Genomic DNA, 24,198 nt, shown 5'->3' on the forward strand with positions numbered 1-24,198 from the left:
CACCCACGTCATGGGCACACCCGTGGGGTGCGTCAGTCCGAGTTTGTGGTGTGGCTGCGCGTGGAGGACGTGTTCCGCACGATCCCCCGGCGTCCTCCAGCCCGGTTCTGACTAGCCCCGTGGGGTTCGGCGGCCCGTGCGCTGCGGGCCGCCCGGATACCTGGTCAAAAGATGTCTAACCGGGACGTAGCAGCAAGGTATGGCTCCCCGGGGGAGGTTCTTCAAGATACGCACCCCTGCCCCTCGCGCGTTCCCGCGCTCAGGATCGGCTTGACGAGAGCCACGGCTGCAGCGAGGAACACCCGGAAGAACTGCGTGCGCGCGGTACAACTCGTGCAACACGCCCACGCTCGGCACAGATGCACCCCAGCGAGGCTCGTTGTCGGCCCACCGGCCTGTCGCGATCAGATTGCGCAGATACCAGTTTGGACCATAGTCTGTCCAACAAGTCAGTACCCACGAGATGGGTTGAGATTTGTTGGAGGCCCGGTGGGAATCGATGTAGGTGAACTCCTGCGCGAGTTCGGCTTCAGCATCGACGAGGGAGGGCGCGGAGCCCGATGGTCGCTGCGTGAGCCGGGCGGGCGCAAGTTCACCGTCGAACCGACTCCGCCGTTGACCCACCTCAGCGCGCACGTGGTGCGCAAGCTCCCGGACGAGGACCGGCTACGCTTGCTGGTCGCAGAAACGGCAACCGACAGTGTTGTCCAGGAGGCTCTGGCTGGCCGGCTAGATATCCTGACCGCTCACCCACCGCGACTGATCCACGCCGGGCACGACTTTGCACTCATCGACAGCCAAGCCGCGCTGCCACCGGCCCGCCCTCGCACTGCCCGCACCGCCTGGACACGGTGGGCGGTCGAGCGTTACCTGCTGCTGGCGACCGAGCCTTCACGTCAGCCAGTCATCGCGCACACCGTCAATACCACCCAACAGTCCGTCTCCAATGCGGTGCGACACCTGTCCGGACTCGTCACCGAGACGAGTGAGGGATTCGCCGCGACGAACCGTGCCGAGCTCCTCCAGTACTGGTTCACCGATTACGCCGGACCTGGCGGGGTCGAGCTGGGCTGGTACAGCCTGGACCCGGTCGTGCGCCAAGTGTCGACCGCAGTAGAGGCCGCAGACCTGGTGGATGTGCCAGTTTTGGTTAGCGGTGACGTCGCCGCCGACCTGTTGGCTCCTTGGAAACTCCCTGCGCGTGGACGTTTGTATCTGACCGGGCCCGTGGACCTAGAGAACGACGGATTCGTGCCAGCCCCGCTGCGGGAGGCGACGCTCGTGACGTGCGTCCCGGCAGATCCCAGCCTGTGGCGGCTCACGCACCTGCGCGCAACCACACGCAAACCTCCGCCGCTGCCGCTGGCAGACCCCGCGATCGTGTACTGGGACCTCAAGACCAGTGGCGAGATCGACAGCAACGAAGCGGCAGACCACCTGGCGTCCCTGACATTGAAGGGGACACATGAGCGACCATGGAATTGACCCGTCCACGATAGGCAAAACACCGCTGCCCATCCAGGTCCACTCCATGAGCAAGGCTGACGACCTGAGCTTCCTCGGCCAGACGGCCGTCGCCGACGCGATGGCCGATGACGGCGAGTACCGAATCGTCGGGGGCACGATGGTCCGCCTCCTCGGCCTGGCATACCCAACTCCTGAGGCACGGGCGCGAGCGACCGTCGATGCCGACACGGCCGTCAACGACATCGAGATCGTCCGTGTGATAGCCAAGCGCCTCAAGGCCGACGACTTCACCCAGCAGGGCGGCAACCTCTTCTTCAAACCGCTCGACCAAGAGCACCGGATCGAGGTGAACCTGCTGCTCTCCCGCCACAGCACAAAGCCCGGCATGCAGCAGCAAGAAGTTCCCGGTGTGGGACAGGTCGACACCCTCCCCGAGCTCGTCTTCGCGCTGGCCCAGCCAGCACTGGAGCTCGCGATGACAGTCACACTCACCACAGGCGACATCATCGAGTACACCACACGCATCCCCGGCCTGGAGGCCGCCACCATCTTGAAGGCGCACGCTTGGAAGAACCGCTACGCACCCAAGGACCTCGTAGACCTGAGCTCGCTGCTGGAGATCCGCGAGGCTCACCCTGACATTCCGTGGCTGCTGTAGACCCCACCCCTCAAAGCGACACGACGCGACACCGCCCAGATCCTGCACACGCTGCGCGCCAACAACTTGTCCCGGCCGAGTGGTCGCGGGCCCAACACCCTGCCCGACGACATCGACCGGCTCCGCATGGCAGCGCTCATCAACCGCCATATCACGACCGTGTAGGCCACCTATCACCAACAGGCACACCAGGCCGAGAGCTTGTGGGATGAACTGGCGCCCTAGCACTCGACCCCAACCCTGGTCTTCGTAGGAAGTCCGCGCCACGACCGGCGGCGCTCGCCTACCAGAACCTCCCAAGCGCTGTCCAACAAGCAAGCGCCCCTGGCGTGGGCCGAGATTTGTTGGCGACGGAAACGGATCGCAACTCATGAGCGGAGGTGCGAGCAGTGGCTCCGAGTGCCGGGGACCGACCTGGGCGAACGAGCAGATGGTGTGGCTGCGCGTGGAGGACGTGTTCCGGACCATCCCCCGGCGTCCTCCAGTCCGGTTCTGACTAGCCCCGTGGGTTCGGCGCCCTGCGTGCCGCAGGCCGCCGTGAAACCTGGTCAAAAGAGATCTAACCGGGGCGTAACGGCCGCGCTTGGCTCCCCGGGGGAGGTCCAGGAGTAACAAGTTTGTATAAGTGCAGGTCAGAGCGTTGCAGTTTTCTCCCCTCGCGGGGGAGGTTTCAGAGCGGGGGTGTCAACGTTTTGTGCCTGTGACCTGCGGTTTTACCAGGTGCGCCTGGCCAGATTCGAACTGGCGACACCCGCTTTAGGAGAGCGGTGCTCTATCCCCTGAGCTACAGGCGCGTGGGCGCGAACACGGAGGATCGGGCCCGGTGGGACGCCCGACAGCCTAGCGTCCCGGCCCCGGACTGTCCCAACCGCGCCCACCCCGAGCCAGGGGCATCCCCCGGCAGCCCGTCCCACCCGCGGTGGGGTGCCGGACCCGAGGCCCGGCACCCCACCTGCGCGGTCACACGGCCGCGAGCGCCTCGGTCGGCGCCATGCGCGCTGCCCGCACCGCGGGGTAGAGGCCGGCGACGGCCCCGATGGCGAGCGTCGCGACGAGCCCGCCCGCCGCGACGAGGGGCGGCACGGCGACCGGCCAGCCCTGCGACGTGGCGTACCCGGCCGTGATGCCGACGCCGATCAGGACCCCCGCAGCCCCGCCCATGAGGGAGAACACCAGGGACTCGACGAGGAACTGCCCGCGGATCTGTCCACGCGTCGCCCCGAGGGAGCGACGCAGGCCGATCTCCGCCCGTCGTTCGAGCACCGAGATCACCATGGTGTTGGCGACCCCGATCCCGCCCACGAGCAGCGCGACCGCACCGAGCCCGACGAGCAGGCCCGTGAACGCCTCGTCCGTGGCCTGCTGGGCCGCGAGCGCGTCGGAGGGGCGCGAGACGTCGACCTCGTTGGGCGCCTGCGGGTTGGCCGTGGGCCCGAGCACGCTGCGGACCTGCTCGACCGCGTCCTCACGCGTACGCGTGTAGATCGTCGTCGGCAGCTCGTCCCAGTCGAGGTACTGCGCCGCGGCCTCACGGCCGACGAGCGCCCCGAGGTCTATCTCGGGTGCCAGCGGCACGGGGTCGAGGATCCCGACGACCGTGAACCACTGGCCGCCGATCCAGACCTTGATCGCCGGGTCCGGTGCGGAGATCCCGAGCCGCTCGGCGGTCGCGTGCCCCAGGACGACGGCCGGGTACTGCGCGGTCGCCTCCGAGAGCCACTCCCCCTGGGCCACGCTCCCCCCGATCGACTCGAGCAGGTCGAGGTCGGTCGCGTACACACCGATCCCTCCCGACTCGCCGGCCGGGATCAGGTCCGTCCGGTATGCCTTGGCCTTGAGCAGCGCGACCGACGTCGCGGTCTCGACGGGCGCGATCCGCCGCACCATGTCGACCGACTCGGGCGGCAGGCTGGCCGCCTCCCCGAACAGGTCGGTGCCTGGTGCGACCCGCAGCAGGTTGGTCCCGAGCGCCGAGAGCGTCCGGTCGAGCTCGGCGCGCGACGAGCTCGAGATCCCGACGACCGCGACCATGGCCGCGATACCGATCGCGATGCCCAGCGCCGACAGGACGGCCCGCAGCGGGCGGGTCCGGAGCCCGGTCGCGCCGACACGCAGGACGTCCGGCGGCCCGAGCCGGGCGGGGCGCAGCACGGTCAGCACGGCTCCCCCTCGGTCGACGCGCCGGTCGGGTGGCCGCCGGCCACGCCGTCGGCCACCCCGTCGGCCATCCCGTCCGGGACCGCCTCCACCGACGCGTCGAAGACCGTCCCCCTGCCCGCATCCACCGGTCCCGAGACGTCCGCGACGATCTCACCGTCCCGCATCGCGACCTGTCGGGGCAGCGAGGCCGCGAGCTCGCGGTCGTGCGTGATGATGACGACGGTCGTCCCGGCGGCGTTGAGCGCGCGCAGCACGTCCATGACACCGGCCCCGGCGGTCGTGTCGAGCGCTCCGGTGGGTTCGTCGGCGAGCAGGAGCGGCGGATCCCCGACGACCGCACGGGCGATCGCGACGCGCTGCTTCTCCCCTCCCGACAGCTCGTGCGGCCGGTGGGTCAGCCGGTGACCCAGCCCCACCCGCTCAAGCGCTTCCGCGGCCCGACGACGCCGCTCGCGCCGCCCGACCCCCCGGTACAGGAGACCGTCGGCCACGTTGTCGAGCGCCGAGACGCCCACGGCCAGGTGGAAGTGCTGGAACACGAACCCGATGCGGCTCGCGCGCAGCGCGGACACCTCGCGGTCGTCGAGGTCCTCGACGAGGAAGCCGTCGATCATGACGTGCCCCGAGGTGGGCCGGTCGAGGGTGCCGATCACGTTGAGCATGGTCGACTTGCCCGAGCCCGAGGGCCCGACGATCGCGAGCAGCTCGCCCCGGTCGACGTCGAGGTGGACGTCCCGCAGCGCGGCGACCCCACCGGGGAAGACGCGCGACACCTGGTGCAGCGTGACGACGGGTACGCCGCCTCCCGAGGCGCCCGCCCCGGGGACGGTCGCGGACGGCGCGAGCGCGACGGTCGCGGCGCTCACGACGGCATCCCGACGACGTCGCCCTCGGCCAGGTCGCCCGTGACCTCGACGTTCCCGTCGGCGAAGAGCCCGGTGGTCACGGCGACGATGCGGGTCGAGCCGCCCTCGACGACCTCGACGCCGTACCCCCCCTCGGCCAGCGCGAGGAGCGCAGCGACGGGCACGGTGAGCACGTCGGGCCGTTCGGCCTTGACGAACGTGACCTTGACCGAGCCTGCGTCGGCCTCGGTCCCGTCCGCGAGCGTCACGGTCACGGGGATCACCGTGGTGTCGGACGCCCCGGGCATCCCGCTCTCGTCCTTGACGATCTTGGGGCTCCCGACGGCGGAGACCACGCCGTCGGCCGTCCCCCCTCCGGGGAGCGCGACGCTCACGGCGCCGCCCTCGACGGCCAGCCCACGGTCGGCGAGGTCGAGGTCGACCGAGATCGCCCGCTCGACCCCCGTCGTCGTGAGGATCTCCGCCGCAGCCGGCGCCCCGACGCGCACCTTGAGCGCGTCGACCCGCACCGGGCCGGGCACCACGAGCACGTCGGCCGGGCCGACTCCCCCGGTCTTCTCGAGCCCGCGGTCCTTCTGCCACTTCTCGACGGCCTTGGCGGTCGCTGCCGTGAACTTGGTGTCGACGGTGAAGCCCGTGTACCCGAGCGCCGCGAGGTTCTCCTCGAGCTGGCGCACGTCGTCACCCTCGGCACCGACGCCCAGGTCGCGATACATCGGCAGGCTGCCGAGCAGCAGGACCGTGGGGTGCTCGTCGACCTTGAAGAGGACGCCCCCGCGGTCGACGACGTCGCCCACCCCGGGCAGCCAGGTCACCGTCCCGCCTCCTCCCCCGCCGTCGCCGCCCGCGCCCTGGTGTCCCTGGACGACGGCCTCGCCGTACCCCAGCGCGCCCTTGACCGTGCTCCGCTCGACGAGCGTCTGCCGGGTCACGGTCGCGGTCGATCCCGGTCCGGACGCCTGGGGGGCGGGTTCGCCACCCCGGCCGAACCCGCCCAGGACCAGGACGGCCCCGGCGCCGATCACGACGGCGCCGGCAACCCCGCCGACGATCGCCCCGCGGCGACGCCTCCGTCGCGGGGCGGCCTCGCCCGTCGCCGTCCTCCCGGTGTCCAGGGGGTCGCCGCCCGGGGCGACGTGCTTCCGGCGGCTCACTCGCCGCTCTCCGTGACCGCGCCGCCGACCGAGAGGCTCGCGCCGCCCTCGCCGTTGCACGCCTCGAGCGCCGTGTCGAACGCGTCGAGGTCCTCGGGTACCTGGAGCGCCTCGGTCATGCCCCCGTTCGGGTCCGGGTCGGGCATGTCCACCCCGTTCTCGCGCATGCACTTCGCGAACTCGCGCTGCGACTCGAGGTCCTCGGCGCTCGGCTTCACCGGCTCACCGCCGTTGGGCAGGAAGTCCTTGCAGGCTTCGAAGGCCTTGTCCATCTCCTCCATGTCGCCGCTGGCCTCCGAGGTGATCGCGACACCGCCCTCGGAGTCCGGGTCGGGCATGTCCACACCGTTGTCCCGCATGCAGCCCGCGAACTTGCGGGACAGGTCGTCGCGCTCGGCGTCGGTCATGTCCTCGTACGACTTCCCGTCCTTCGCCTGGCTGGTCTCGCCCTTGCCGCCACCCGCGCTCGCGACGCCCGGGGCGTCGTCGGGCGCGCATGCCGAGAGCGTGACCGACAGGAGCGCGACGACGAACGCGACCGACGCCGCGCTGTGACGCGAGCGGACTCTGCTGCGCCCCGTGGTAGGCGCCGGGGTCTGGTGGATGGTCATGGTGCGTCCTCACGTCGTGGTCGGTCCCCGGGCCGCACGGGCCTCGGGGACGGGGTGCTCGAACAGTTCAGCGGGCGGCCCGTGAGGCTGCCGTGAGCCGCGACCTCACAGAGATCTCACAGTGCCCACCGGCATGCTCCTCAGGTGCGAGTACTGGTGGTGGAGGACGAGGAGCTGATCGCGGAGGCCGTCGCGACGGGACTGCGACGGCTCGCGATGGCGGTCGACGTCACGCTCGACGGGCACGAGGCCCTGGCGCGGATCGACGTGAACGCGTACGACGTCGTCGTGCTCGACCGGGACCTGCCCGGCGTCCACGGCGACGACGTGTGCCGGGCGATCGTGGCCTCGGGCGGCGACGCACGCATCCTCATGCTCACGGCGTCGGGTGGTGTGCTGGACCGGGTGAACGGCCTCGACCTGGGCGCCGACGACTACCTCGTCAAGCCCTTCGCGTTCGCCGAGCTCAGCGCCCGCGTGCGAGCCCTCGGGCGGCGCGCACGCCCCGCCGCGCCGCCCGTGCTCGAACGCTCGGGCCTGCGCCTCGACACCAGCCGGCACGAGGTCTACCGCGAGGGGCGGTTCGTGCACCTGTCGCGCAAGGAGTTCGGCGTGCTCGAGGAGCTGCTGCGCGCCGACGGGCGCCCCGTGTCCGCCGAGCACCTGCTCGAGAAGGTGTGGGACGAGAACATCGACCCGTTCACGGGCGTGGTGCGGTTCACGATCAAGCAGCTGCGCCGCAAGCTCGAGGACGCCTCGCTGGTGGAGACCGTCACGGGCGTCGGGTACCGGGTCGCATGAGGTCCCTCCCCCGTCCCGTGCTGCGCCCCACGCTGCGAGCACGCCTCACGGCCGTCTACGCCGCGGCGTTCGCCGTCGCAGGAGCCGTGCTCATCGCCGTCCTGTACGCCCTGCTCGCCGCGGCGATCGACCGGCAGCCGCTCGACTCGGTGGGCATCGCGGTCGGCGCCGTCGAAGCCTCCGACCCCAGCCTGTACGCGACCCTGGACCCGGCCTCGACGGCCGCGCTGGTCACGGGCGAGGCCCTCCCGTTCAGCCCCGTCGAGGACCTGGCCCTCGCCGCGACCGTGACGTCCAGCACCGGGTCCTTCACCGACCTGCGCGACGTCGTCCAGCTCAACAACCAGGAAGCCCGCGACCAGACGCTGCGCACGGTCCTCACGTGGTCCGTCGTGGCGCTGCTCGGGATCGGGGTCCTCGCGGTGGGCTTCGGCTGGGTCATGTCCTCGCGCGTGCTCGCACCGCTGCACCGGATCACGGCCACGGCCCGCCGCGTCGCGGACACCAACCTCCACGAGCGCATCGCGCACTCCGGGCCCGACGACGAGCTCAAGGACCTCGCCGACACGTTCGACGCGATGCTCGAACGCCTCGACCGGTCCTTCGACGGGCAGCGGCGCTTCGTCGCCAACGCCTCGCACGAGCTGCGCACCCCCCTGACCATCAGCCGCACGGTCCTCGAGGTCGCGCTCGACGACCCGGCGACGCACCAGGACACGCGCCACCTCGGCGCGACGCTGCTCGCGGTCAACGCCCGCCAGGAACGGCTGATCGAGGGGCTCCTCACGCTCGCCGCCGCGGACCGCGCCCCGATCGTCACCGAGACCGTGGACCTCGCCGAGGTCGCCGCGCAGGCCGTCGCGACCACCGGGGTCTCGGCGCGCGACGCCGGCGTCGACCTGCGCCTCGACACGGCGCCGACGCCCCTGCTCGGCGACGCCGTGCTGCTCGAGCGCCTGGTCCAGAACCTCGTCGACAACGCCGTGCGCTACAACGAGCCCGGCGGCCGGGTCGCGGTCGCGACGCGCCCAGGCCCCGACGGAACCGTCGAGGTCGCGGTGTCCAACACGGGACCCGTCGTCCCGTCGTACGAGGTCGAGGCGCTGTTCGAGCCGTTCCGGCGGCTCGGGCGCGACGGGGCCGTCGCTGACCGGCGCGGCGGGTACGTGCGCGGCGGTGTGGGGCTGGGCCTGTCGATCGTCCGCTCGGTCGCGACCGCGCACGACGGCGAGGTCACGGCCGAACCGCGCGAGGGCGGCGGGCTGACGGTCGTCGCGCGGCTACCGGGTGCTGCGGGCGCGCGGACGGGCCGGGCGGTCGGGCCGGCTCGGACCGGTACCGCACAGGTGGGCGCGGGCGTCTAGCCCGGCATCGGCACGGGCACGTCGGAACCTCCCTCGACCGTGCGCCGGGCGCCCATCTGGATGATCGCGGGCGCGGGCACGAAACCGCCCGCGATGAGCGCCTCACCCTGGTTGAAGAAAGGGGTCGCCGCGAGCAGCTCGGGCGGCGCGAACCCGAAGACGGCCTCGAGCTCGAGCAGGTCCGCGGGCGAGCTCATGCGCATGACGATCACGTTGTCGCACTGCGAGAGCACGTTCGGGTGGATCTTGGAGGGCCGCTGCGTCGAGAGCAGCAGCCACAGCCCGAACTTGCGCCCCTCGGCGGCGATCTGGATCACGCGCTCGGTCGTGAGCCGCTGGAGCTGGGTCGTGGGCTCGGCCGAGACCACGTTGTGCGCCTCGTCGATCACGATCAGGCGGGGCTTGCGCGTGGCACGGTCGGCCCACAGGTCGTCGAGCAGCGCGAGCGAGACCGCGAGCTGCTCCTCGTGCGTGTGCAGGCTGCCGAGGTCGACCACGACCGCGCGCGGGCCCTCGTCGAGCACCTCGCTCACGGACTGCCCGACCCCCGCCCACACGTCCCAGTCGAGGATCCCCAGGTTCTCGACCCGCTGCGCGAGCCGCAGCGCGTCGGCCTCGCCCGTGGCGCGCAGGGCCGACGGGATCGAGTGCGGGTTCAGCATCCCCTCGGTCGCGATGCTGGGCGGCCCTGCCGTCGGCCCGGGTGCACCGACGACGCCCGCACCCCCAGCGGGGCCGGTCGCGCTCTCGAGCATCCGCAGGAACGTGTTGTACTCGCCACGGTCGGTCAAGGGGTCGAGCTGGAGCACCGCCGCCTGGCTCGCTGCCTCCATCGCGGTGAGCCGCGCGGTGACGGGGTGGTGCTCGCCGTCGTTGCGCAGGACGCGCACGTCGAGCTCGCGCAGCCGTTCGGCGTCCCCGGGCGATGCGGACTCGAGCAGCTCGCCGATCCGCACGAAGTCCGAGTTCGGGTCGAGGATGACCATGGGCAGGTCGGTGTCGATGAGGAGCTGTTCGAGGAGGACGCCGAGCGCGTACGTCTTGCCCGAGCCCGACTGCCCGCACAGGAACGTGTGCCGGTTGAACCGGTGCGGCTGGAGCAGCGCGTCGACGTTGCCCCGGCTGTGGTGGAGGTCGCCGATCCGCAGGGTCGCGCGCTCGCGCGCCTGGAGCGCCTCGAGCACGCCCGCCCCGGCGGGGGCGAGGTCCTGCGAGGTGAACGGGTCGCCTCCCGACGTGACGACCGTGCCGTCCGGGCGGAGCTCCCCGAGGATCCGCCCGTGCCCGACGGCGTCCCCCGCCTTGGTCGCCCGCGTCAGGACCTGCCCCATGACGAGGGCCTCGCCGGGGTGCTCCGCGGTCTCGGGGAACGCGACGCCGATGGTCACGAAGTCTCCCGGGCCGATGCTCGACACCCGCGGGACGCGGTAGGTGAAGCGTCGGCCGTCGAAGGACTCGGCGAGCGTGGTCTCGGTCGTCATGCGGGGCCTCCGTGGTCGCAGGTCACGTCGGGCGGCCGTCGTCGCGCCGCCCGTGCAGGACAAGGATCGACCAGGGTGCGCGCGAGCGCACGCGCAGGCGCCTTCGACCGTGCGCTAGCGCCGCCGCGCGTACGTGAGCATCCGGAACCGAACACCTGCTGCCGAGGTCTGCCAGCCGTCGTCCGGTGCGCCCGGGCCGCCGGCCAAGAGCTCCCAGCCACCCGCCGGACCTGCCGCGAGCGCCGGCGCGAACGCGTCGCCGTCGACCTCGAGGTCGATCTCGGTCACGACGCAGCGGTCCGCGAGCGGCAGGGTCGCGGCGTACACCTGCGCGCCCCCCATGACCCAGACCTGCCCCGAGCCCGACTCCTCGGCAGCAGCCGACGCGAGCGCGAGCCCCTCCTCGACCGACGAGGCGACCACGACGCCGGTGGCGGTGGCGCCCGGGTGAGCGGCGTCGTCGGGCACCCAGCCCTCCTGGCGCGTCACGACCACGTTGACGCGCCCCGGCAGGGGGCGGAAGCGCGGAGGCAGCGAGTCCCACGTGACGCGCCCCATGACGACCGGGTGGCCCGTGGTGACGCGGCGGAAGTGCGCGAGGTCCTCTGGCAGGTGCCACGGCATGACGCCACCCGCGCCGATCACCGGGCGGCCCGCGGCATCGTGCGCCTGGGCCCAGACCAGTCCGACGGCCGGACGGCTCACACCGCCACCGGTGCCTTGATCGTCGGGTGGTGCTGGTAGCCCACGACCTCGACGTCCTCGTACGTGTAGTCGAACAAGGAGTCGCGCGGGGCCAGGCGCAGGGTGGGCGCCGGGTAGGCCTCGCGGCTCAGCTGCTCGCGCACCTGCTCGACGTGGTTGTCGTAGATGTGGCAGTCGCCGCCCGTCCACACGAAGTCGCCGACCTCCAGGCCGGACTGCGCCGCAACCATGTGCGTGAGCAGCGCGTACGACGCGATGTTGAACGGGACGCCCAGGAACAGGTCCGCGCTGCGCTGGTAGAGCTGGCACGAGAGCTTGCCGTCGGCCACGTAGAACTGGAACATCATGTGACAGGGTGGCAGCGCCATGCCCCCGAGCTCTCCCACATTCCACGCCGAGACGATCATGCGACGCGAGTCCGGGTTGGTGCGCAGCGTCTCGAGGACCTGGCTGATCTGGTCGACGTGCTGCCCGTCCGGCGTGGGCCACGAGCGCCACTGGACGCCGTAGACGGGGCCCAGCTCGCCGTCCTCGTCGGCCCACTCGTCCCAGATCTTGACGCCGTGCTCCTGGAGCCAGCGGACGTTCGAGTCGCCGCGCAGGAACCACAGCAGCTCGTAGACGATCGACTTCAGGTGCACGCGCTTGGTCGTCACGAGCGGGAAGCCCTGCGACAGGTCGAAGCGCATCTGGTGGCCGAACACGCTGCGCGTCCCCGTCCCCGTGCGGTCGGACTTGTGCGTCCCGGTCTCCAGGACGAGCCGGAGGAGGTCCTCGTAGGGCGTCGGGATCTTGGGCGTGCCGGTGTTCTCCACGGGGGCAAGTCTAGGGAGCCCGTCCCGGGACGGCGCGCCCTTCGGCCTCGTCCGGGCTGTGACTCCGGCGACTCGTCCAGGGAATGCGCGGTCCCCCGACGACGTTGGTCCGGGAACCGGTCGCCCCGACCGGGCCGACCCCGAGGATGGGAAGATCAGCAGCATGACGAACACCGCAGCCACGGCCGAAGAGATCCCCGCGTCGTCCCCGTCACCGGCGGACGCACTGTGGGTCGAGCGCACCGGCACCCGCACGTACACCGGCTTCTCCGCTCGTGGCGCGAGCGTGTCGATCGGCCCGGCGAGCGAAGGGGCCGTCTTCACGCCGGGCGAGCTCCTCAAGATCGCGCTCGCCGCGTGCGCGGGCATGAGCAGCGACGCACCGTTCGCGCGCCGGCTGGGTGACGACTACCAGGTGACGATCCGCGTCGACGGCGCCAAGGACATGGCCGAGGACCGGTACACGGCCATCACGGAGCACTTCGAGATCGATCTGTCGGGTCTCGAGGACGACGCGCGCGAGCGCCTCCTCAAGGTCGCGGACCGCGCGATCGAGACCACGTGCACCGTGGGGCGTACCGTCAAGAACGGTGCGACAGTGGAGCACACCTTCGGCCCGGTCGTGGGTGCGGTCGGCGAGTAGTCGACACGTGGCACCGCGGTCCGGGGCACGAGGGGCAGCAGCCGCCACAGGAGGGAGTCGTCCGATGGGTCGCAAGAAGAAGGACACCGAGTCCCAGGTGGCCGTCTGGGGAACGTCGGACAGCGTCCGGCCGGAGCCGCAGTACGGGCACCTGACCGCGGTCCAGGACGCGCCCGAGGGCCAGCCCACCGAGGACTGGGGCGACCTGCGCAGCACGCCGCTGCTCGACGCGGCCCTGGACAAGGCCGTCACCATCCCGTCGTCGGTCATCCACGCGCACGTGGACGGCCTGCGCCGCCGCAACCCGCACTCGTCGCCCGCGCAGATCATCGGGATCCTCGAGCGCGAGTACCTCATGGTCATCGGGACCGCGGGCGGCGCGGTGGGTGCCGCCGCGGCGTTCCCGGCCGTCGGGACGGGTGTGGGCATCGCGCTGACCGCGAGCGACGTCGCGACGTTCTTCGGGTCGTCGGCCGCGTTCTCGCTCGCGGTCGCGGACGTGTACGGCTTCGAGGTCGACGACGCAGCGCGCCGCCGCGCCCTCCTCATGGCCTCGGTCCTCGGGGACAAGGGGTCCCAGGCGGTCGAGAAGGCGTCGGGCGGGTCGGCGCTCGCGTGGGGCAAGGTGCTCATGACGAGCATGCCGTCGAGCACGCTCAAGCAGGTCAACAAGGCCCTGACGAACAAGTTCATGCGAACACAGATGGTCAAGCACGGCGGCCTCGCGATCGGGCGGCTCGTGCCGTTCGGTGTGGGCGCGGTCGTGGGCGTCGCGGGCGCGCGGGCCCTCGGCAAGACCGTGATCAGCCAGTCCCGGCGGGCTTTCGGCCCGCCGCCCCCGGCGTTCCGGCCTGTCCTGGAGGTCATCGAGGTGCCCGACGGCGCCGCTCCCCCTCTGCTCGTCCCCGCACCTGCCGACCGGCTCAGCCTGGTCGACGCCCCCGTGCCCGGCACCGGGCCGGGAGTCGTCGACGAGGCGGCCGAACGGGCGGCAGCCCGCCGTGGCGAGGCCGGCACCGACGGTGCGCCGCGCGGCATCCGGTCGGTGCGCTGGCGCCGGTCCAAGAAGTCTTCGTGACGGCAGCGGGCGATCGGAGCGGGCAGGCCGACGCGGACGACGGGAGCACCTCGGACGGGCCGTCCGCAGGACCGGGCACGAGCGACGGCCCGAGCCCTGGCCGCACCGCAGCCGGGCCGGGGCGCGTCGAGCTCACGCACGTCCTGCCCCTCAGTGCCGAGCGGGCCTTCGCCCTGGTCGCGGACGTACGCACCCACCCGCGCTGGGTCCCGCTGAGCCGCGGGACCTTCCACGGCCCGGACGGTTCCCCGCTCCCGGCGACGGCCTGGAGACCAGGGGTGGGCGCCGAGTTCACCATGGTCTCCGGACCGTTCGCACCGCAGGGCGCCCCGGGCTTCCCCGACCGCATGCGGATCACGGCGTGGGAGCCGCCTGGCCCTGACGGCCGGGCCGGGCACGCGACGTACCTGAAGCTCGGGCCCGCGCTGCTCGGGGAGGCGGGGATCGTCGTCGTGCCGCTCGCGGCCCATCACCTGCCCGCGGCGACCCCGCGCGAGCCCGTCGCGCGCTGCGCCGTGACGTGGTGGGAGGACGTGTACCTCGCGGGCCCTCTGCCTCGGGCCGTGACCGCCCCGCTCGCCGCGCGCGTGCTGGACCTCATGATCCGGCTGTCGCTGCGCCGTCTGGACCGGATCGTCGCGCGCGGGCTCTGACGCCGGCACCCCGTCGCCCCTCGGCCCCGTCGGCTCTCGGCCCCGTCGCCCCTCGGCCGGCGCCGAGAGCCGTGTGCCCCCCTGCCGACCATGCGGTCGTCGTTCGTCGAGCATGCGGTCGTCGCGCGGAACCAGCCGATTCCTGACGCCAAGCGCATGCTCGGCGGCGGGCGTGGCCCCGCTGCCGTGCACGACGAACGGCCCCTGGGGTCCGCGCCGGCATCATGCCTGCACGCCCCCAGGGGCCTGGGTGACCGGTGGGTCACCGGTCGGTCATCGGCTCGTCGCCGAGCCGACCATGCGGTCGTCGTTCGTCGACCATGCGGTCGTCGTTCGTCGACCATGCGGTCGTCGTTCGGAACCAGCGGGTTCCTGACGCCAAGCGCATGCTCGGCGACGGTCACGACCTGCCGAGCTTCACGCCTGCGGCGCGTCCTCGGTGCCGTCGGTGGGCTCCGGGCTGCCGTCCTCGGCCGCGTCGGCGATCGTGGGGTCGGCGTCGGACGGAGCCCCCGAACCCGTCGCTGCGGCGACCGGCGTCTCCGACGGTCCCGCGAGGATCAGGTAGAGCTCGCGGCGCGTGCGCTCGAGGAGCGCGACGGCCTGGGCCACCTGCTCGTCCGAGCCCGACCGGGCGACCTGCCGGAGCGCCTCGGCGACCTGCTGGAGCGAACCTCGGAGCTGCCGCGCCGGGCGGACGCCGCCGTCGGCCGCGTCCTGCCAGGGAGAGCCGAGCTCGTCGGCGTGCTCGGTGACGTAGGTGCGACCGTCGTCGGTGAGGCTCGCGAGCTTGCGCCCGCCCTCGGCCGTGATGGTCACGAGGCCCTCGTCCTCGAGCAGGCTCAGTGCCGGGTAGATCGCGCCGGGGCTCGGACGCCACGCACCCGAGGTGCGCTCGCCGATCTCCTGGATGATCTGGTACCCGTGCATGGGCGCCTCGGTCAGGAGGAGCAGGACCGCGGCGCGGATGTCACCGCGCCCGGCACGACCGCCGGGGCCACGGCCGCCAGGGCCGCGGTGCCCGCGAGGGCCACCACCGGGTCCGCCACGGTGCCCGCGGGGCCCGCGTCCTTCGAACCGGTCGTCGAAGCGCTCGTCGGATCCGCCGTGCTCGTGATGGTCGTGGTGACCCGGGTGACCGTGGTGGCCGTCGGGGCCACGCCCCGGTCGGCCCGACCCCTCGGGTCCGCGACCGGGCTCACCGCGGCCGGAGCCGTCGGGTCGGCCGCCACGGCGACCGCGGGGCCCGCCGAAGTCGGCGCCGAAGTCCGGGCCGAAGCCATCTCCGGACTCGGGGAAGTCGTCGCGTCGGCGACGGGGTCGGCCCTCGAAGGAGTCGAATGCGCCTGCGCGGCCGGAACGGTCGCGGGGCGGACGGGAAGATTCTGGGTGCTGGTGGGGGGTACGCATGTGGTGTCTCCTGTGATGAGTCTGTTCTGTCTGTGGAGCCCCTCTGCGGGGCGGCCCGAGCGCTGGGCTCGGGTGGCGGGTGCCGGCGGGTTCTCGTCGGTTCTGCGACGGGCCCTCGGCCTGACATCCGGGTCCTCGACGCGGTGCGCTGTTCCGCACCCTCTGCGTCGATGAGTTAAAGATATATCGCTGACGTATCGATAGTCAACCCCTGATCTCGATCGAGTGTCGAGACAGCTGCCGGCCGCCGGCCGACCACCCAAGACACCGTCCAGGTCGTACAGTGACCTGAAGGCCCCGGACCGGCTCGCGACCCGGGACCGCAGCAGTCACCGTGCAACGACGCACACCCCGCACCGTCGCACGTCCCACGCCCACCGAGACCACGACAGAGGCGCAGATGACGACCAGCACCCCGGGTCCCACGCAGACCCCGCGGTACTTCCTGATGTGCCGCCCCACGTACTTCACGGTCAGCTACGAGATCAACCCCTGGATGGACCGCGCCCGCCCCGTCGACACCGCGCTCGCCGTCTCCCAGTGGGAGCGCCTGCGCGACGTGTACCTCGACCTCGGGCACCAGGTCGACCTCATCGAGCCGGAACCCGGCCTGCCCGACATGGTCTACGCGGCCAACGGCGCGACCGTCGTCGACGGCCTGGTCTACTCGGCGCTCTTCCGGCACCCCGAACGCGCCCCCGAGGGGCCCGCGTACCTCAAATGGTTCGCGGACCGCGGCTACGTGACCCACTCGGCCGACCACGTCAACGAGGGCGAGGGAGACCTGCTCGTCGCGGGCGACGTCGTCCTGGCCGGGACGGGATTCCGCACCGAGGTCAGCGCCCACCAGGAGGCGGCCGACCTGTGGGGCCGCGAGGTCCTCACGCTCGAGCTCGTCGACCCGCGCTTCTACCACCTCGACACCGCGCTCGTGGTCCTGCGCGGCAGCGAGGGCAGCAGCGGCGCGGGCACTGCGCGCGTCGTGCCGGACGGCACGCCGCCACCTCTCCTCTCCCCCCTGCCCGACGGCGCGGCTCCCTCGCGCGACGCGGCGCACCTCACGCGTGCTCGCGCCGAGGCGCCGGTCGACGTCGCCTACTACCCGCCGGCCTTCTCCCCCGCGTCCCAGGAGCTCCTGGCCGAGCGCTACCCCGACGCCCATCACGCGACCGAGGACGACGCGCTGGTCCTGGGCCTCAACGCCGTGAGCGACGGGCTGCACGTGATCCACACCCCGGCGGCGACCCGCTTCGCCGCGGCGCTGGCCGAGCGGGGCTACGAGACCATCGGGGTCGACACATCGGAGCTGCTGCGCGGTGGCGGCGGGTCCAAGTGCTGCACCCTGGAGATCCGGCCGTGAGCGCCCAGAGCCAGGCGGTCCCCGCCCCCGCACCCAGCCCGGGCACCACCGCCGACGCCGCACCGGCCCGCACGACGGGAGCAGCGCCGTCGGGCACCGGAAGCCGACGCCACGACTCGCTCGCGCACAACTACCACCCGTTGCCCGTGACGATCGCGACGGGCGACGGCGCCTGGGTCACCGACGTCGCGGGCCGCCGCTACCTCGACCTGCTCGCGGGGTACTCGGCCCTGAACTTCGGGCACCGCCACCCCGGGCTGATCGCTGCCGCGACCGAGCAGCTCGGGCGCGTCACGCTCACGTCGCGCGCGTTCGACCACGACCTGCTGCACCCGTTCGCGGACCGGCTCACGCGCCTGGTCGGGCCGCTCGTCCAGGGCGCCGCCCCGGGCACGTCGGCCGGGCGAGCAGGTGACGGGGGCCGTCCCGGCGACGGCGGCAGCGCCGTGATGGTGCCCATGAACACGGGCGCCGAGGCCGTCGAGACCGCGATCAAGATCGCCCGCAAGTGGGGCTACGAGGTCAAGGGCGTGCCGGCCGGGCGGGCGAGCATCGTCGTCGGGCACGGGAACTTCCACGGACGGACCACGACCATCGTGTCGTTCTCCGACGACCCCGACGCGCGCGACGGGTACGACCCGTTCACACCTGGTTTCCGCCTCGTGCCGTACGGCGACGCGCGCGCCGTCGCGGACGCGATCGACGAGACCACGGTCGCCGTCCTCATGGAGCCGATCCAGGGAGAGTCGGGCGTCGTCGTGCCCCCGGACGACTACTGGCCCGCGCTGCGCCGCGTGTGCGACGAGCGAGACGTCCTGCTGATCGCGGACGAGATCCAGTCCGGCCTGGGCAGGACCGGGACCACGCTCGCGTGCGAGCTGTGGGACGTGAAGCCGGACCTCGTGACGCTCGGCAAGGCCCTGGGCGGCGGCGTCGTACCGGTCTCGGCGGTCGTCGGGAGGCACGAGATCCTCGACGTGCTGACGCCCGGGACGCACGGGTCGACGTTCGGCGGCAACCCGCTCGCGTGCGCCGTCGGCCTCGCGGTCGTCGGGCTCCTCGAGACGGGCGAGCTCCAGGCCCGCACCCGCGACCTGGGCGAGCACCTGCACGAACGCCTCGCGGGCCTCGTCGACGAGGGGCTGCTGACCGGAGTGCGGGGCGTGGGGCTGTGGGCCGGGATCGACCTCGACCCGGCCCGCGGGACGGGCCGCGACCTGTGCGAAGCCCTGCTCGCGCGCGGCGTCCTGGCCAAGGACACGCACGGCTCGACCATCCGGCTGGCGCCCCCGCTCGTGATCGAACGTCCAGACCTCGACCTCGGGATGGCCGCTCTGCGTGACGCCCTGACGCAGCTCGCCGCAGATCGGTAGAGTCCGGAGGGTGACCACTCCTGCCTCTGACACCTCCACCCGCCTCGCCGAGTGGCAGCAGGCCTACGCTGACCTGCAGTCCCTCGGCCTGAAGCTCGACCTGACGCGCGGCAAGCCCTCCGCCGAGCAGCTCGACCTCTCCGACGCCCTCCTGGCACTGCCGGGCGCAGGAACGGTCACCGACGCCGACGGCACCGACGTGCGCAACTACGGCGGGCTCGACGGCCTGCCGCAGATCCGCCGCATCTTCGCCGAGCTGCTCGACGTCCCCGTCGACCAGCTCCTCGCGGGCGGCAACGCGAGCCTCACGCTCATGCACGACACGCTCGCGTTCGCGATGCTGTTCAGCCTGCCCGGCTCCGAGCGCCCCTGGTCGCGCGAGGAGAAGGTCCGGTTCGTGTGCCCGGTCCCGGGCTACGACCGCCACTTCACGCTGTGCGAGGCGTTCGGCATCGAGATGGTGACCGTCCCCATGACGCCCGACGGTCCCGACGCCGAGGCCGTCGCCGCGCTCGTCGCGGACGACCCGAGCATCAAGGGCATGTGGGTCGTGCCCACCTACGCGAACCCGGACGGCTCGGTCGTCTCGCGCGAGGTCGCCCAGCGTCTCGTCTCGATGCCGGCCGCAGCCCCCGACTTCCGCATCATGTGGGACAACGCGTACGCGGTGCACCACCTCACGGACGTCGAGACCGAGTCCGCGCCCGCGCTGGCCCTGGCCGCAGAGGCCGGCAACCCGGACCGTGTGCTGCTCTACGCCTCGACCTCCAAGATCACGTTCCCCGGTGCGGGGGTCGCGTTCCTGGGCTCTTCTCCGGCCAACATCTCCTGGTACAAGAAGCACCTCGCAGCCCAGTCGATCGGCCCGGACAAGGTCAACCAGCTCCGGCACGCCGAGTTCTTCGGCGACGCGGAGGGCGTGCGCGCCCACATGCGCAAGCATCGCGACGTGATCGCACCCAAGTTCGAGGCGGTCGACACGATCCTGCGCGAGCGCCTCGGCACGGACGGCGTCGCGTCCTGGACCGCGCCGCTCGGCGGGTACTTCGTGTCGCTCGACGTCGTGCCGGGCACCGCGGCGCGCGTGGTCCAGCTCGCCAAGGAGGCGGGCATCGCCCTGACACCCGCGGGTGCCACGTTCCCGTACGGCAAGGACCCGCAGGACGCCAACATCCGTCTGGCCCCGACGCTGCCCCCGCTCGACGAGGTCCGCGTCGCGATCGACGGCGTCGCGACGTGCGTCCTGCTCGCCGCGGCGGAGAAGGCCGCAGCGGACGCCTGACCTGCACCGCACCCGACGGGCGGCCCCGGACCCCTGGTCCGGGGCCGCCCGTCGTCGCATGATGGAGATCTCGGCCGAGCGGCACCGATGAGTTCTCGCGCCGCCGCAGGTCGACCCTGGACAGACCCGTGCACCACCCACGACACAGGGAGCACGTATGACCAGCGCACCAGATCTCGCGATCGAGGCCCATGGCCTCGTCAAGCACTTCAAGGAGACCCGGGCCGTCGACGGGATCGACCTCGCCGTACCGACCGGCACGGTCTACGGGGTCCTCGGTCCCAACGGCGCGGGCAAGACCACGGCCGTCCGCATGCTCACGACCCTCCTGCGCCCCGACGCAGGCACGGCCCACGTCCTGGGGCACGACGTCCTGGCCCAGCCCGACGCCGTCCGCTCGCTCGTGGGCCTCACGGGCCAGTACGCGTCGGTCGACGAGGACCTGACCGGCGCGGAGAACCTCATCGTCATCGCGCGCCTCTACGGGTTCTCGAAGCCCGCAGCCAGGCGCCGGGGCATGGACCTCATGGAGGCGTTCGGCATCGCCGAGGCCGCGAACCGGCCCGTCAAGACGTACTCGGGCGGCATGCGCCGCCGCATCGACCTCGCGGCGAGCCTCGTCATGAGCCCGCGGGTGCTGTTCCTCGACGAACCGACCACGGGGCTCGACCCGCGCAGCCGCAACCAGGTGTGGGACATCGTGCGCGTGCTCGTGGCCGACGGCGCGACCGTGCTGCTCACGACCCAGTACCTCGAGGAGGCCGACCAGCTCGCGGACCGCATCGCCGTGATCGACCACGGCAAGGTCATCGCCGAGGGCACCGCGACCGAGCTCAAGCGCTCGGTCGGCGAGGGGTCGGTGAGCCTGCGGCTCGCGGACTCGGGCGACCGGCTCCGGGCCGCGGAGATCGTCGAGCGCGTGCTGCGCGCGGAGGTCGTGCTCGCGCCGGACCCGTACGCGTTCTCGGCGCGCGTGCCCGACGACGGCGCGGACCTGGCAGCACAGCTCCTGCCCGCACTCGCGGACGCGGGCATCGGGGTACCGGAGTTCACGCTCGGGCAGCCGAGCCTCGACGAGGTGTTCCTGGCACTCACGGGCCAGCCGGTCGACGAGGAGGACCAGGACGACCCTGCGAACGGCAGCGGCATCAGGAACGACCGCGGCACGGCGAACGACCGCGGCACGGCGAACGACCGCGACACGGCGAACGACGCTGAGGAGGTGGCCTGATGGCCGCGACCCAGACCGAGGTGATCACCACCCCGGAGGCACAGACCCTGCGCGAGGCCATCGCGATCGACCAGCACCCGACCCGACCCTCGCCGCTCGCCAACACCCTGACGTTCGCGTGGCGGGCACTTCTCAAGATCAAGCACGTCCCGGTCATTGCCGATCTGGCGTCCCGCCCCGATCGTCGGCGCGCTCATGGGAGACACGGTCAGGTACACGATCGCGTCGGCCATCACGGTGGGTCTGGGACTCGCGATCGGGTTCCGGCCCGCCGGCGGGGTGGTCGGCGTCCTGCTGGCCGTGGCCCTGCTGCTGGTCTTCGCGTTCGCGATCAGCTGGATCTTCACGATCCTGGGGCTCGTGATGCGCACCCCCAACGCGGTCATGGGCGTCTCGATGCTGGTCCTCATGCCGTTGACCTTCGCGTCGAACATCTTCGTCAACCCGGACACCATGCCCTCCGCGCTGCGCGCCTGGGCCGAGATCAACCCCGTGAGCCACCTCGCGACTGCGGTCCGCGCACTCATGGCGGGCACCGCGACGTTCGACCAGATCGGCTGGGTGCTGCTGGCCTCGGTACTGCTCACGGCCGTCTTCGCGCCGATCACGATGCACCTGTACCGCACCCGCAACTGATCCCGCCAGACCGTCGGCACGTCAGAGCGGGCGTGACCTCGAGGGTCACGCCCGCTCGAGCGTGCTCATGGGGGCGGGCGACCTCAGTCCGTCGTCGCGTCCTTCGCCGCGGGGGGCTTCTCGTCCTCGCAGCGCTTGGTCACGACCATGACCGGGCAGGCCGAGTGGTGCAGGACGGCCTGGCTCGTCGATCCCAGGAGCAGGCCCGTGAACCCTCCGCGCCCGCGCGACCCGACCACGACGAGGTCCGAGGCCGTCGAGAACTCCGTGAGGAGCTCGGCGCCCGTGCCGTCGAGGACGATCCGCTTGATGGGGACGTCGGGGTTCTCGGCCTCGTGCCGGTCCACGATGACGTTGAGGCCCTCGGTGATGTCGTCGAGGACCTGCTGGTGGTCGATCGAGGCCGGCAGCCACGCGAGCAGCCCCGCACCGGCCCCCACGGGCACCCCGGCGACCGCGACGAGCTCGGCGTCCCACGCCCTGGCCTGCCTGATGGCGTGCCGCAGCGCGATGTCCGCGGACGGCGAGCCGTCGACGCCGACCACGATCCGCTTGAGCGGCTGGATCGCCGGGAGGTCACCGTCGTCCCCGCCCGACTTGAGCGGGACGACGACCGTGGGGCACCGCGAGTGCGCAGGCAGCGCCGACGAGACGGTGCCGAGCAGACGCTCGGTGAACCCACCACGGCCCCGTGTCCCGACGACCACGAGGCCGTAGTCCTTGGAGAGCTCGACCAGGACGCCTGCTGCGTCACCGGTCGCTATCGCGGCGGTCGTCCTGACGCCCGCCGCCTCGGCACGCTGGGTGGCCTCGGCCAGGACGGCCTTGGCGCCCTCCTGGATCGCGGTGTCGTCCAGGGCCGCGTAGCCGCCGTCGAGCGAGGCCGCGGTGAACGACGGGAGCGAGTACGAACACACGACGTGCAGGGGCCAGCCGACCTGTCGCGCGTACGCAGCAGCCCAGTCCAGGGCGTGCAGGCTGGGCGCCGAACCGTCGACCCCGACGAGCACGATCTCTGCACGAGTCATGGTTTCATCTCCTCCCGATGGCGAAGCACCATCCTGAGACAAACCTATCGAAAGAACAGGCAAAGTCCACCGAGGCACAGGGTTCGTTCCTGTCGTGCGTCATCGCGGTGTCAGCACCCCTGATGCCCGCCCTCCTCCGTGTCCCCGGCGCCGGAACAGCTCCCGAGACGGTCGCCTCCTGGCGCAGGAGGGGCCTCGCAGCACTCCGCCGGTGCTGACCACCGGGGCCGACGACAGAACCCCGCCGTCCCGCACGAGGCGGGGCGACGGGGTTCTGTGCGAGCGAGCCGCTCAGAGGACCTTGCGGGTTCTCAGGCGACGCGGATGAACGTGGGGTTCGACTGCCAGATCTGACGGAACTGGATCGTCTTGCCGGGGCGCGGCGCGTCGATCTGCATGTTGTCACCGGCGTAGATCGAGATGTGGCCGGGGGTCCAGATCAGGTCGCCGGGCTGGGCGTCGGCGCGCGACACCTTGGTGCCGACGTTGCCCTGGGCGCTCGACTGGCGAGGCAGCGTGATGCCGACCTGTGCGAAGACGTAGCTCGTGAAGCCGGAGCAGTCGAAGCCGTCCGGGGTGGTGCCCCCGTAGACGTACGGGACGCCCACGTAGCGGCTGGCGATCGAGACGATCGCGCTGCCGTTGGCCGAGGCCGGGACGGAGACCGAAGCCGCCTTCTCGGTCGTGGAGGTCGTGGCAGAGGTGGTCGCGGTGCGGGCCGCGGAACGCGAGGTGGCCTGCGTGGCACGCTCGACGACCGGCTCGGGCTCGGGCTCAGGAGCGGGGGTCACGGCGACGGCCGCGCTCTCGATCGTGAAGCCGGCCTCAGCGGCGACCGTGACGGACGGAGCGGACTCGAGCGCGGCGCGGGCCTGCGTCGTGAGTGCGTTCAGGTCGACGGTGTTGAGCTTGGCCGTGTCGTGGTCGACGGGCGCAGCGGTGGCGGGCATCGCGCCGAGCATCGAGACGATCAGTCCCGACGAGGCAGCGACGACAGCGGTGCGGCGGCCGACGGAGGAAGCCGTCGCCGCCGAAGCAAGTGTGGAAAGCGGGCGTCGCGCTGCACGGTGGCGTGCGCCGGTCGTGACTGCGTTCACTGGATACCTCTCCTGGACGCCTGCGAGGTCAGCTGTCGGGTTCGGGTGGGAGAATCACCCGGCCGTCAGGACCGAGGTCCGTCTGGCTTCACCCCAAGGGCACCGTTTCCGGTACCCGAATTTGGGTCCCCCGTCCCTGTCATCGGGTCGTGGTGCTCCTCTCGCGGTGACAGGGTTCGGCGTTCCGCGTGAGGGCCTCGACGGACGATTCATCCGTGAAGCAGAACCGAACGTACACGACCTCCGGGTGAATGTCACGTTCCCGTCACGACGCCCTGGAAAAGCCTGGTATAGCAGGACGAACCACCACAGGATCGTTGCCCCG

General features: G+C 72.0%; 22 protein-coding genes, 1 tRNA gene and 1 riboswitch. Of the genes, 12 read left to right on the top strand and 11 right to left on the bottom strand.

The window, feature by feature from the left end; genetic code table 11:
- Window positions 1-489 precede the first annotated feature (489 nt).
- Both ACFWGN_RS20050 and ACFWGN_RS20055 read left to right on the top strand, forming a co-directional pair.
- Entirely contained in the window at window positions 490-1,485 is a 996-nt protein-coding gene (locus ACFWGN_RS20050) for a hypothetical protein (RefSeq protein ID WP_377619387.1), read from the top strand.
- Window positions 1,486-1,531: 46 nt separating this feature from the next.
- Window positions 1,532-2,125 (top strand): hypothetical protein, encoded by a 594-nt coding sequence (locus ACFWGN_RS20055; protein WP_377619388.1) that lies wholly within the window; start codon window positions 1,532-1,534, stop codon window positions 2,123-2,125.
- Between the two features lie 721 nt (window positions 2,126-2,846).
- On the opposite strand, the gene ACFWGN_RS20060 is transcribed toward ACFWGN_RS20055, so the two are convergent.
- The 5 genes from ACFWGN_RS20060 to ACFWGN_RS20080 all read right to left on the bottom strand — a co-directional run bounded on the left by ACFWGN_RS20060 (window position 2,847) and on the right by ACFWGN_RS20080 (window position 6,916).
- Window positions 2,847-2,919 (bottom strand) — tRNA-Arg (locus ACFWGN_RS20060).
- 166 nt (window positions 2,920-3,085) lie between these two features.
- A complete protein-coding gene (locus ACFWGN_RS20065; protein ID WP_377619390.1) occupies window positions 3,086-4,285 on the bottom strand; it encodes an ABC transporter permease in 1,200 nt (399 codons plus the stop codon).
- Window positions 4,279-5,151 (bottom strand): ABC transporter ATP-binding protein, encoded by an 873-nt coding sequence (locus tag ACFWGN_RS20070; RefSeq protein WP_377619392.1) that lies wholly within the window; start codon window positions 5,149-5,151, stop codon window positions 4,279-4,281. Before ACFWGN_RS20070 ends, ACFWGN_RS20065 begins: the two co-directional genes overlap by 7 nt.
- On the bottom strand, window positions 5,148-6,305 hold the full coding sequence (locus ACFWGN_RS20075; protein WP_377619394.1) for a peptidoglycan-binding protein: 1,158 nt from the start codon (window positions 6,303-6,305) through the stop codon (window positions 5,148-5,150). The genes ACFWGN_RS20070 and ACFWGN_RS20075 overlap by 4 nt, the downstream gene beginning before the upstream one ends.
- On the bottom strand, window positions 6,302-6,916 hold the full coding sequence (locus ACFWGN_RS20080; RefSeq protein WP_377619395.1) for a hypothetical protein: 615 nt from the start codon (window positions 6,914-6,916) through the stop codon (window positions 6,302-6,304). The genes ACFWGN_RS20075 and ACFWGN_RS20080 overlap by 4 nt, the downstream gene beginning before the upstream one ends.
- Before the next feature lie 144 nt (window positions 6,917-7,060).
- Between ACFWGN_RS20080 and ACFWGN_RS20085 the strand changes: the two genes are divergently transcribed.
- Together ACFWGN_RS20085 and ACFWGN_RS20090 are read left to right on the top strand one after the other, a co-directional pair.
- A complete protein-coding gene (locus ACFWGN_RS20085) occupies window positions 7,061-7,717 on the top strand; it encodes a response regulator transcription factor (protein ID WP_377619397.1) in 657 nt (218 codons plus the stop codon).
- Window positions 7,714-9,081, top strand: coding sequence for a sensor histidine kinase (locus ACFWGN_RS20090; protein WP_377619399.1), 1,368 nt, complete (start codon window positions 7,714-7,716; stop codon window positions 9,079-9,081). The genes ACFWGN_RS20085 and ACFWGN_RS20090 overlap by 4 nt, the downstream gene beginning before the upstream one ends.
- Here the strand turns inward: ACFWGN_RS20090 and ACFWGN_RS20095 are convergent.
- The 3 genes from ACFWGN_RS20095 to ACFWGN_RS20105 form a co-directional block, all read right to left on the bottom strand.
- Window positions 9,078-10,562, bottom strand: coding sequence for an ATP-binding protein (locus ACFWGN_RS20095; RefSeq protein ID WP_377619401.1), 1,485 nt, complete (start codon window positions 10,560-10,562; stop codon window positions 9,078-9,080). The genes ACFWGN_RS20090 and ACFWGN_RS20095 overlap by 4 nt on opposite strands.
- A gap of 114 nt (window positions 10,563-10,676) precedes the next feature.
- On the bottom strand, window positions 10,677-11,267 hold the full coding sequence (locus ACFWGN_RS20100) for a dihydrofolate reductase (protein WP_377619403.1): 591 nt from the start codon (window positions 11,265-11,267) through the stop codon (window positions 10,677-10,679).
- Window positions 11,264-12,082 carry a thymidylate synthase gene (locus ACFWGN_RS20105; RefSeq protein WP_377619405.1) on the bottom strand — a complete coding sequence of 273 codons (819 nt, stop codon included), beginning with the start codon at window positions 12,080-12,082 and terminating at the stop codon, window positions 11,264-11,266. The genes ACFWGN_RS20100 and ACFWGN_RS20105 overlap by 4 nt, the downstream gene beginning before the upstream one ends.
- A 163-nt stretch (window positions 12,083-12,245) precedes the next feature.
- On the opposite strand from ACFWGN_RS20105, the gene ACFWGN_RS20110 reads away from it, so the two are divergent.
- From ACFWGN_RS20110 to ACFWGN_RS20120, 3 genes are all read left to right on the top strand, one after another.
- Window positions 12,246-12,725, top strand: coding sequence for an OsmC family protein (locus ACFWGN_RS20110; RefSeq protein ID WP_377619406.1), 480 nt, complete (start codon window positions 12,246-12,248; stop codon window positions 12,723-12,725).
- Window positions 12,726-12,789: 64 nt separating this feature from the next.
- Entirely contained in the window at window positions 12,790-13,803 is a 1,014-nt protein-coding gene (locus ACFWGN_RS20115) for a hypothetical protein (protein ID WP_377619407.1), read from the top strand.
- Entirely contained in the window at window positions 13,800-14,456 is a 657-nt protein-coding gene (locus tag ACFWGN_RS20120) for a hypothetical protein (RefSeq protein ID WP_377619408.1), read from the top strand. Before ACFWGN_RS20115 ends, ACFWGN_RS20120 begins: the two co-directional genes overlap by 4 nt.
- 417 nt (window positions 14,457-14,873) lie before the next feature.
- Here ACFWGN_RS20120 and ACFWGN_RS20125 read toward each other — a convergent pair whose 3' ends face one another.
- Window positions 14,874-15,866: a PadR family transcriptional regulator gene (locus ACFWGN_RS20125; protein ID WP_377619409.1), complete on the bottom strand. Its 993-nt coding sequence runs from the start codon at window positions 15,864-15,866 to the stop codon at window positions 14,874-14,876.
- 400 nt (window positions 15,867-16,266) lie between these two features.
- Between ACFWGN_RS20125 and ACFWGN_RS20130 the strand changes: the two genes are divergently transcribed.
- From ACFWGN_RS20130 to ACFWGN_RS20150, 5 genes are all read left to right on the top strand, one after another.
- Complete coding sequence (locus ACFWGN_RS20130; protein WP_377619411.1) at window positions 16,267-17,226, top strand: dimethylarginine dimethylaminohydrolase family protein; 960 nt, start codon at window positions 16,267-16,269, stop codon at window positions 17,224-17,226.
- Window positions 17,223-18,599: an aspartate aminotransferase family protein gene (locus ACFWGN_RS20135; protein WP_377619413.1), complete on the top strand. Its 1,377-nt coding sequence runs from the start codon at window positions 17,223-17,225 to the stop codon at window positions 18,597-18,599. The genes ACFWGN_RS20130 and ACFWGN_RS20135 overlap by 4 nt, the downstream gene beginning before the upstream one ends.
- A 10-nt stretch (window positions 18,600-18,609) precedes the next feature.
- On the top strand, window positions 18,610-19,881 hold the full coding sequence (locus ACFWGN_RS20140) for an aminotransferase class I/II-fold pyridoxal phosphate-dependent enzyme (RefSeq protein WP_377619415.1): 1,272 nt from the start codon (window positions 18,610-18,612) through the stop codon (window positions 19,879-19,881).
- A 157-nt stretch (window positions 19,882-20,038) separates the two neighbouring features.
- Window positions 20,039-21,112 carry an ATP-binding cassette domain-containing protein gene (locus ACFWGN_RS20145; RefSeq protein ID WP_377619416.1) on the top strand — a complete coding sequence of 358 codons (1,074 nt, stop codon included), beginning with the start codon at window positions 20,039-20,041 and terminating at the stop codon, window positions 21,110-21,112.
- A gap of 195 nt (window positions 21,113-21,307) precedes the next feature.
- The gene (locus tag ACFWGN_RS20150; protein WP_377619417.1) at window positions 21,308-21,748 is read left to right on the top strand and encodes an ABC transporter permease; all 441 of its coding nucleotides are present in this window, start codon (window positions 21,308-21,310) and stop codon (window positions 21,746-21,748) included.
- Between the two features lie 83 nt (window positions 21,749-21,831).
- Here ACFWGN_RS20150 and ACFWGN_RS20155 read toward each other — a convergent pair whose 3' ends face one another.
- Together ACFWGN_RS20155 and ACFWGN_RS20160 are read right to left on the bottom strand one after the other, a co-directional pair.
- Entirely contained in the window at window positions 21,832-22,776 is a 945-nt protein-coding gene (locus ACFWGN_RS20155) for a universal stress protein (RefSeq protein ID WP_377619419.1), read from the bottom strand.
- Between the two features lie 311 nt (window positions 22,777-23,087).
- Window positions 23,088-23,726: a C40 family peptidase gene (locus tag ACFWGN_RS20160; protein WP_377619421.1), complete on the bottom strand. Its 639-nt coding sequence runs from the start codon at window positions 23,724-23,726 to the stop codon at window positions 23,088-23,090.
- 149 nt (window positions 23,727-23,875) lie between these two features.
- A riboswitch (cyclic di-AMP (ydaO/yuaA leader) is annotated at window positions 23,876-24,065 on the bottom strand.
- Window positions 24,066-24,198: the final 133 nt, after the last annotated feature.

The organism is Oerskovia sp. NPDC060338 (assembly GCF_042726295.1).
Taxonomy (GTDB): domain Bacteria; phylum Actinomycetota; class Actinomycetes; order Actinomycetales; family Cellulomonadaceae; genus Oerskovia; species Oerskovia merdavium.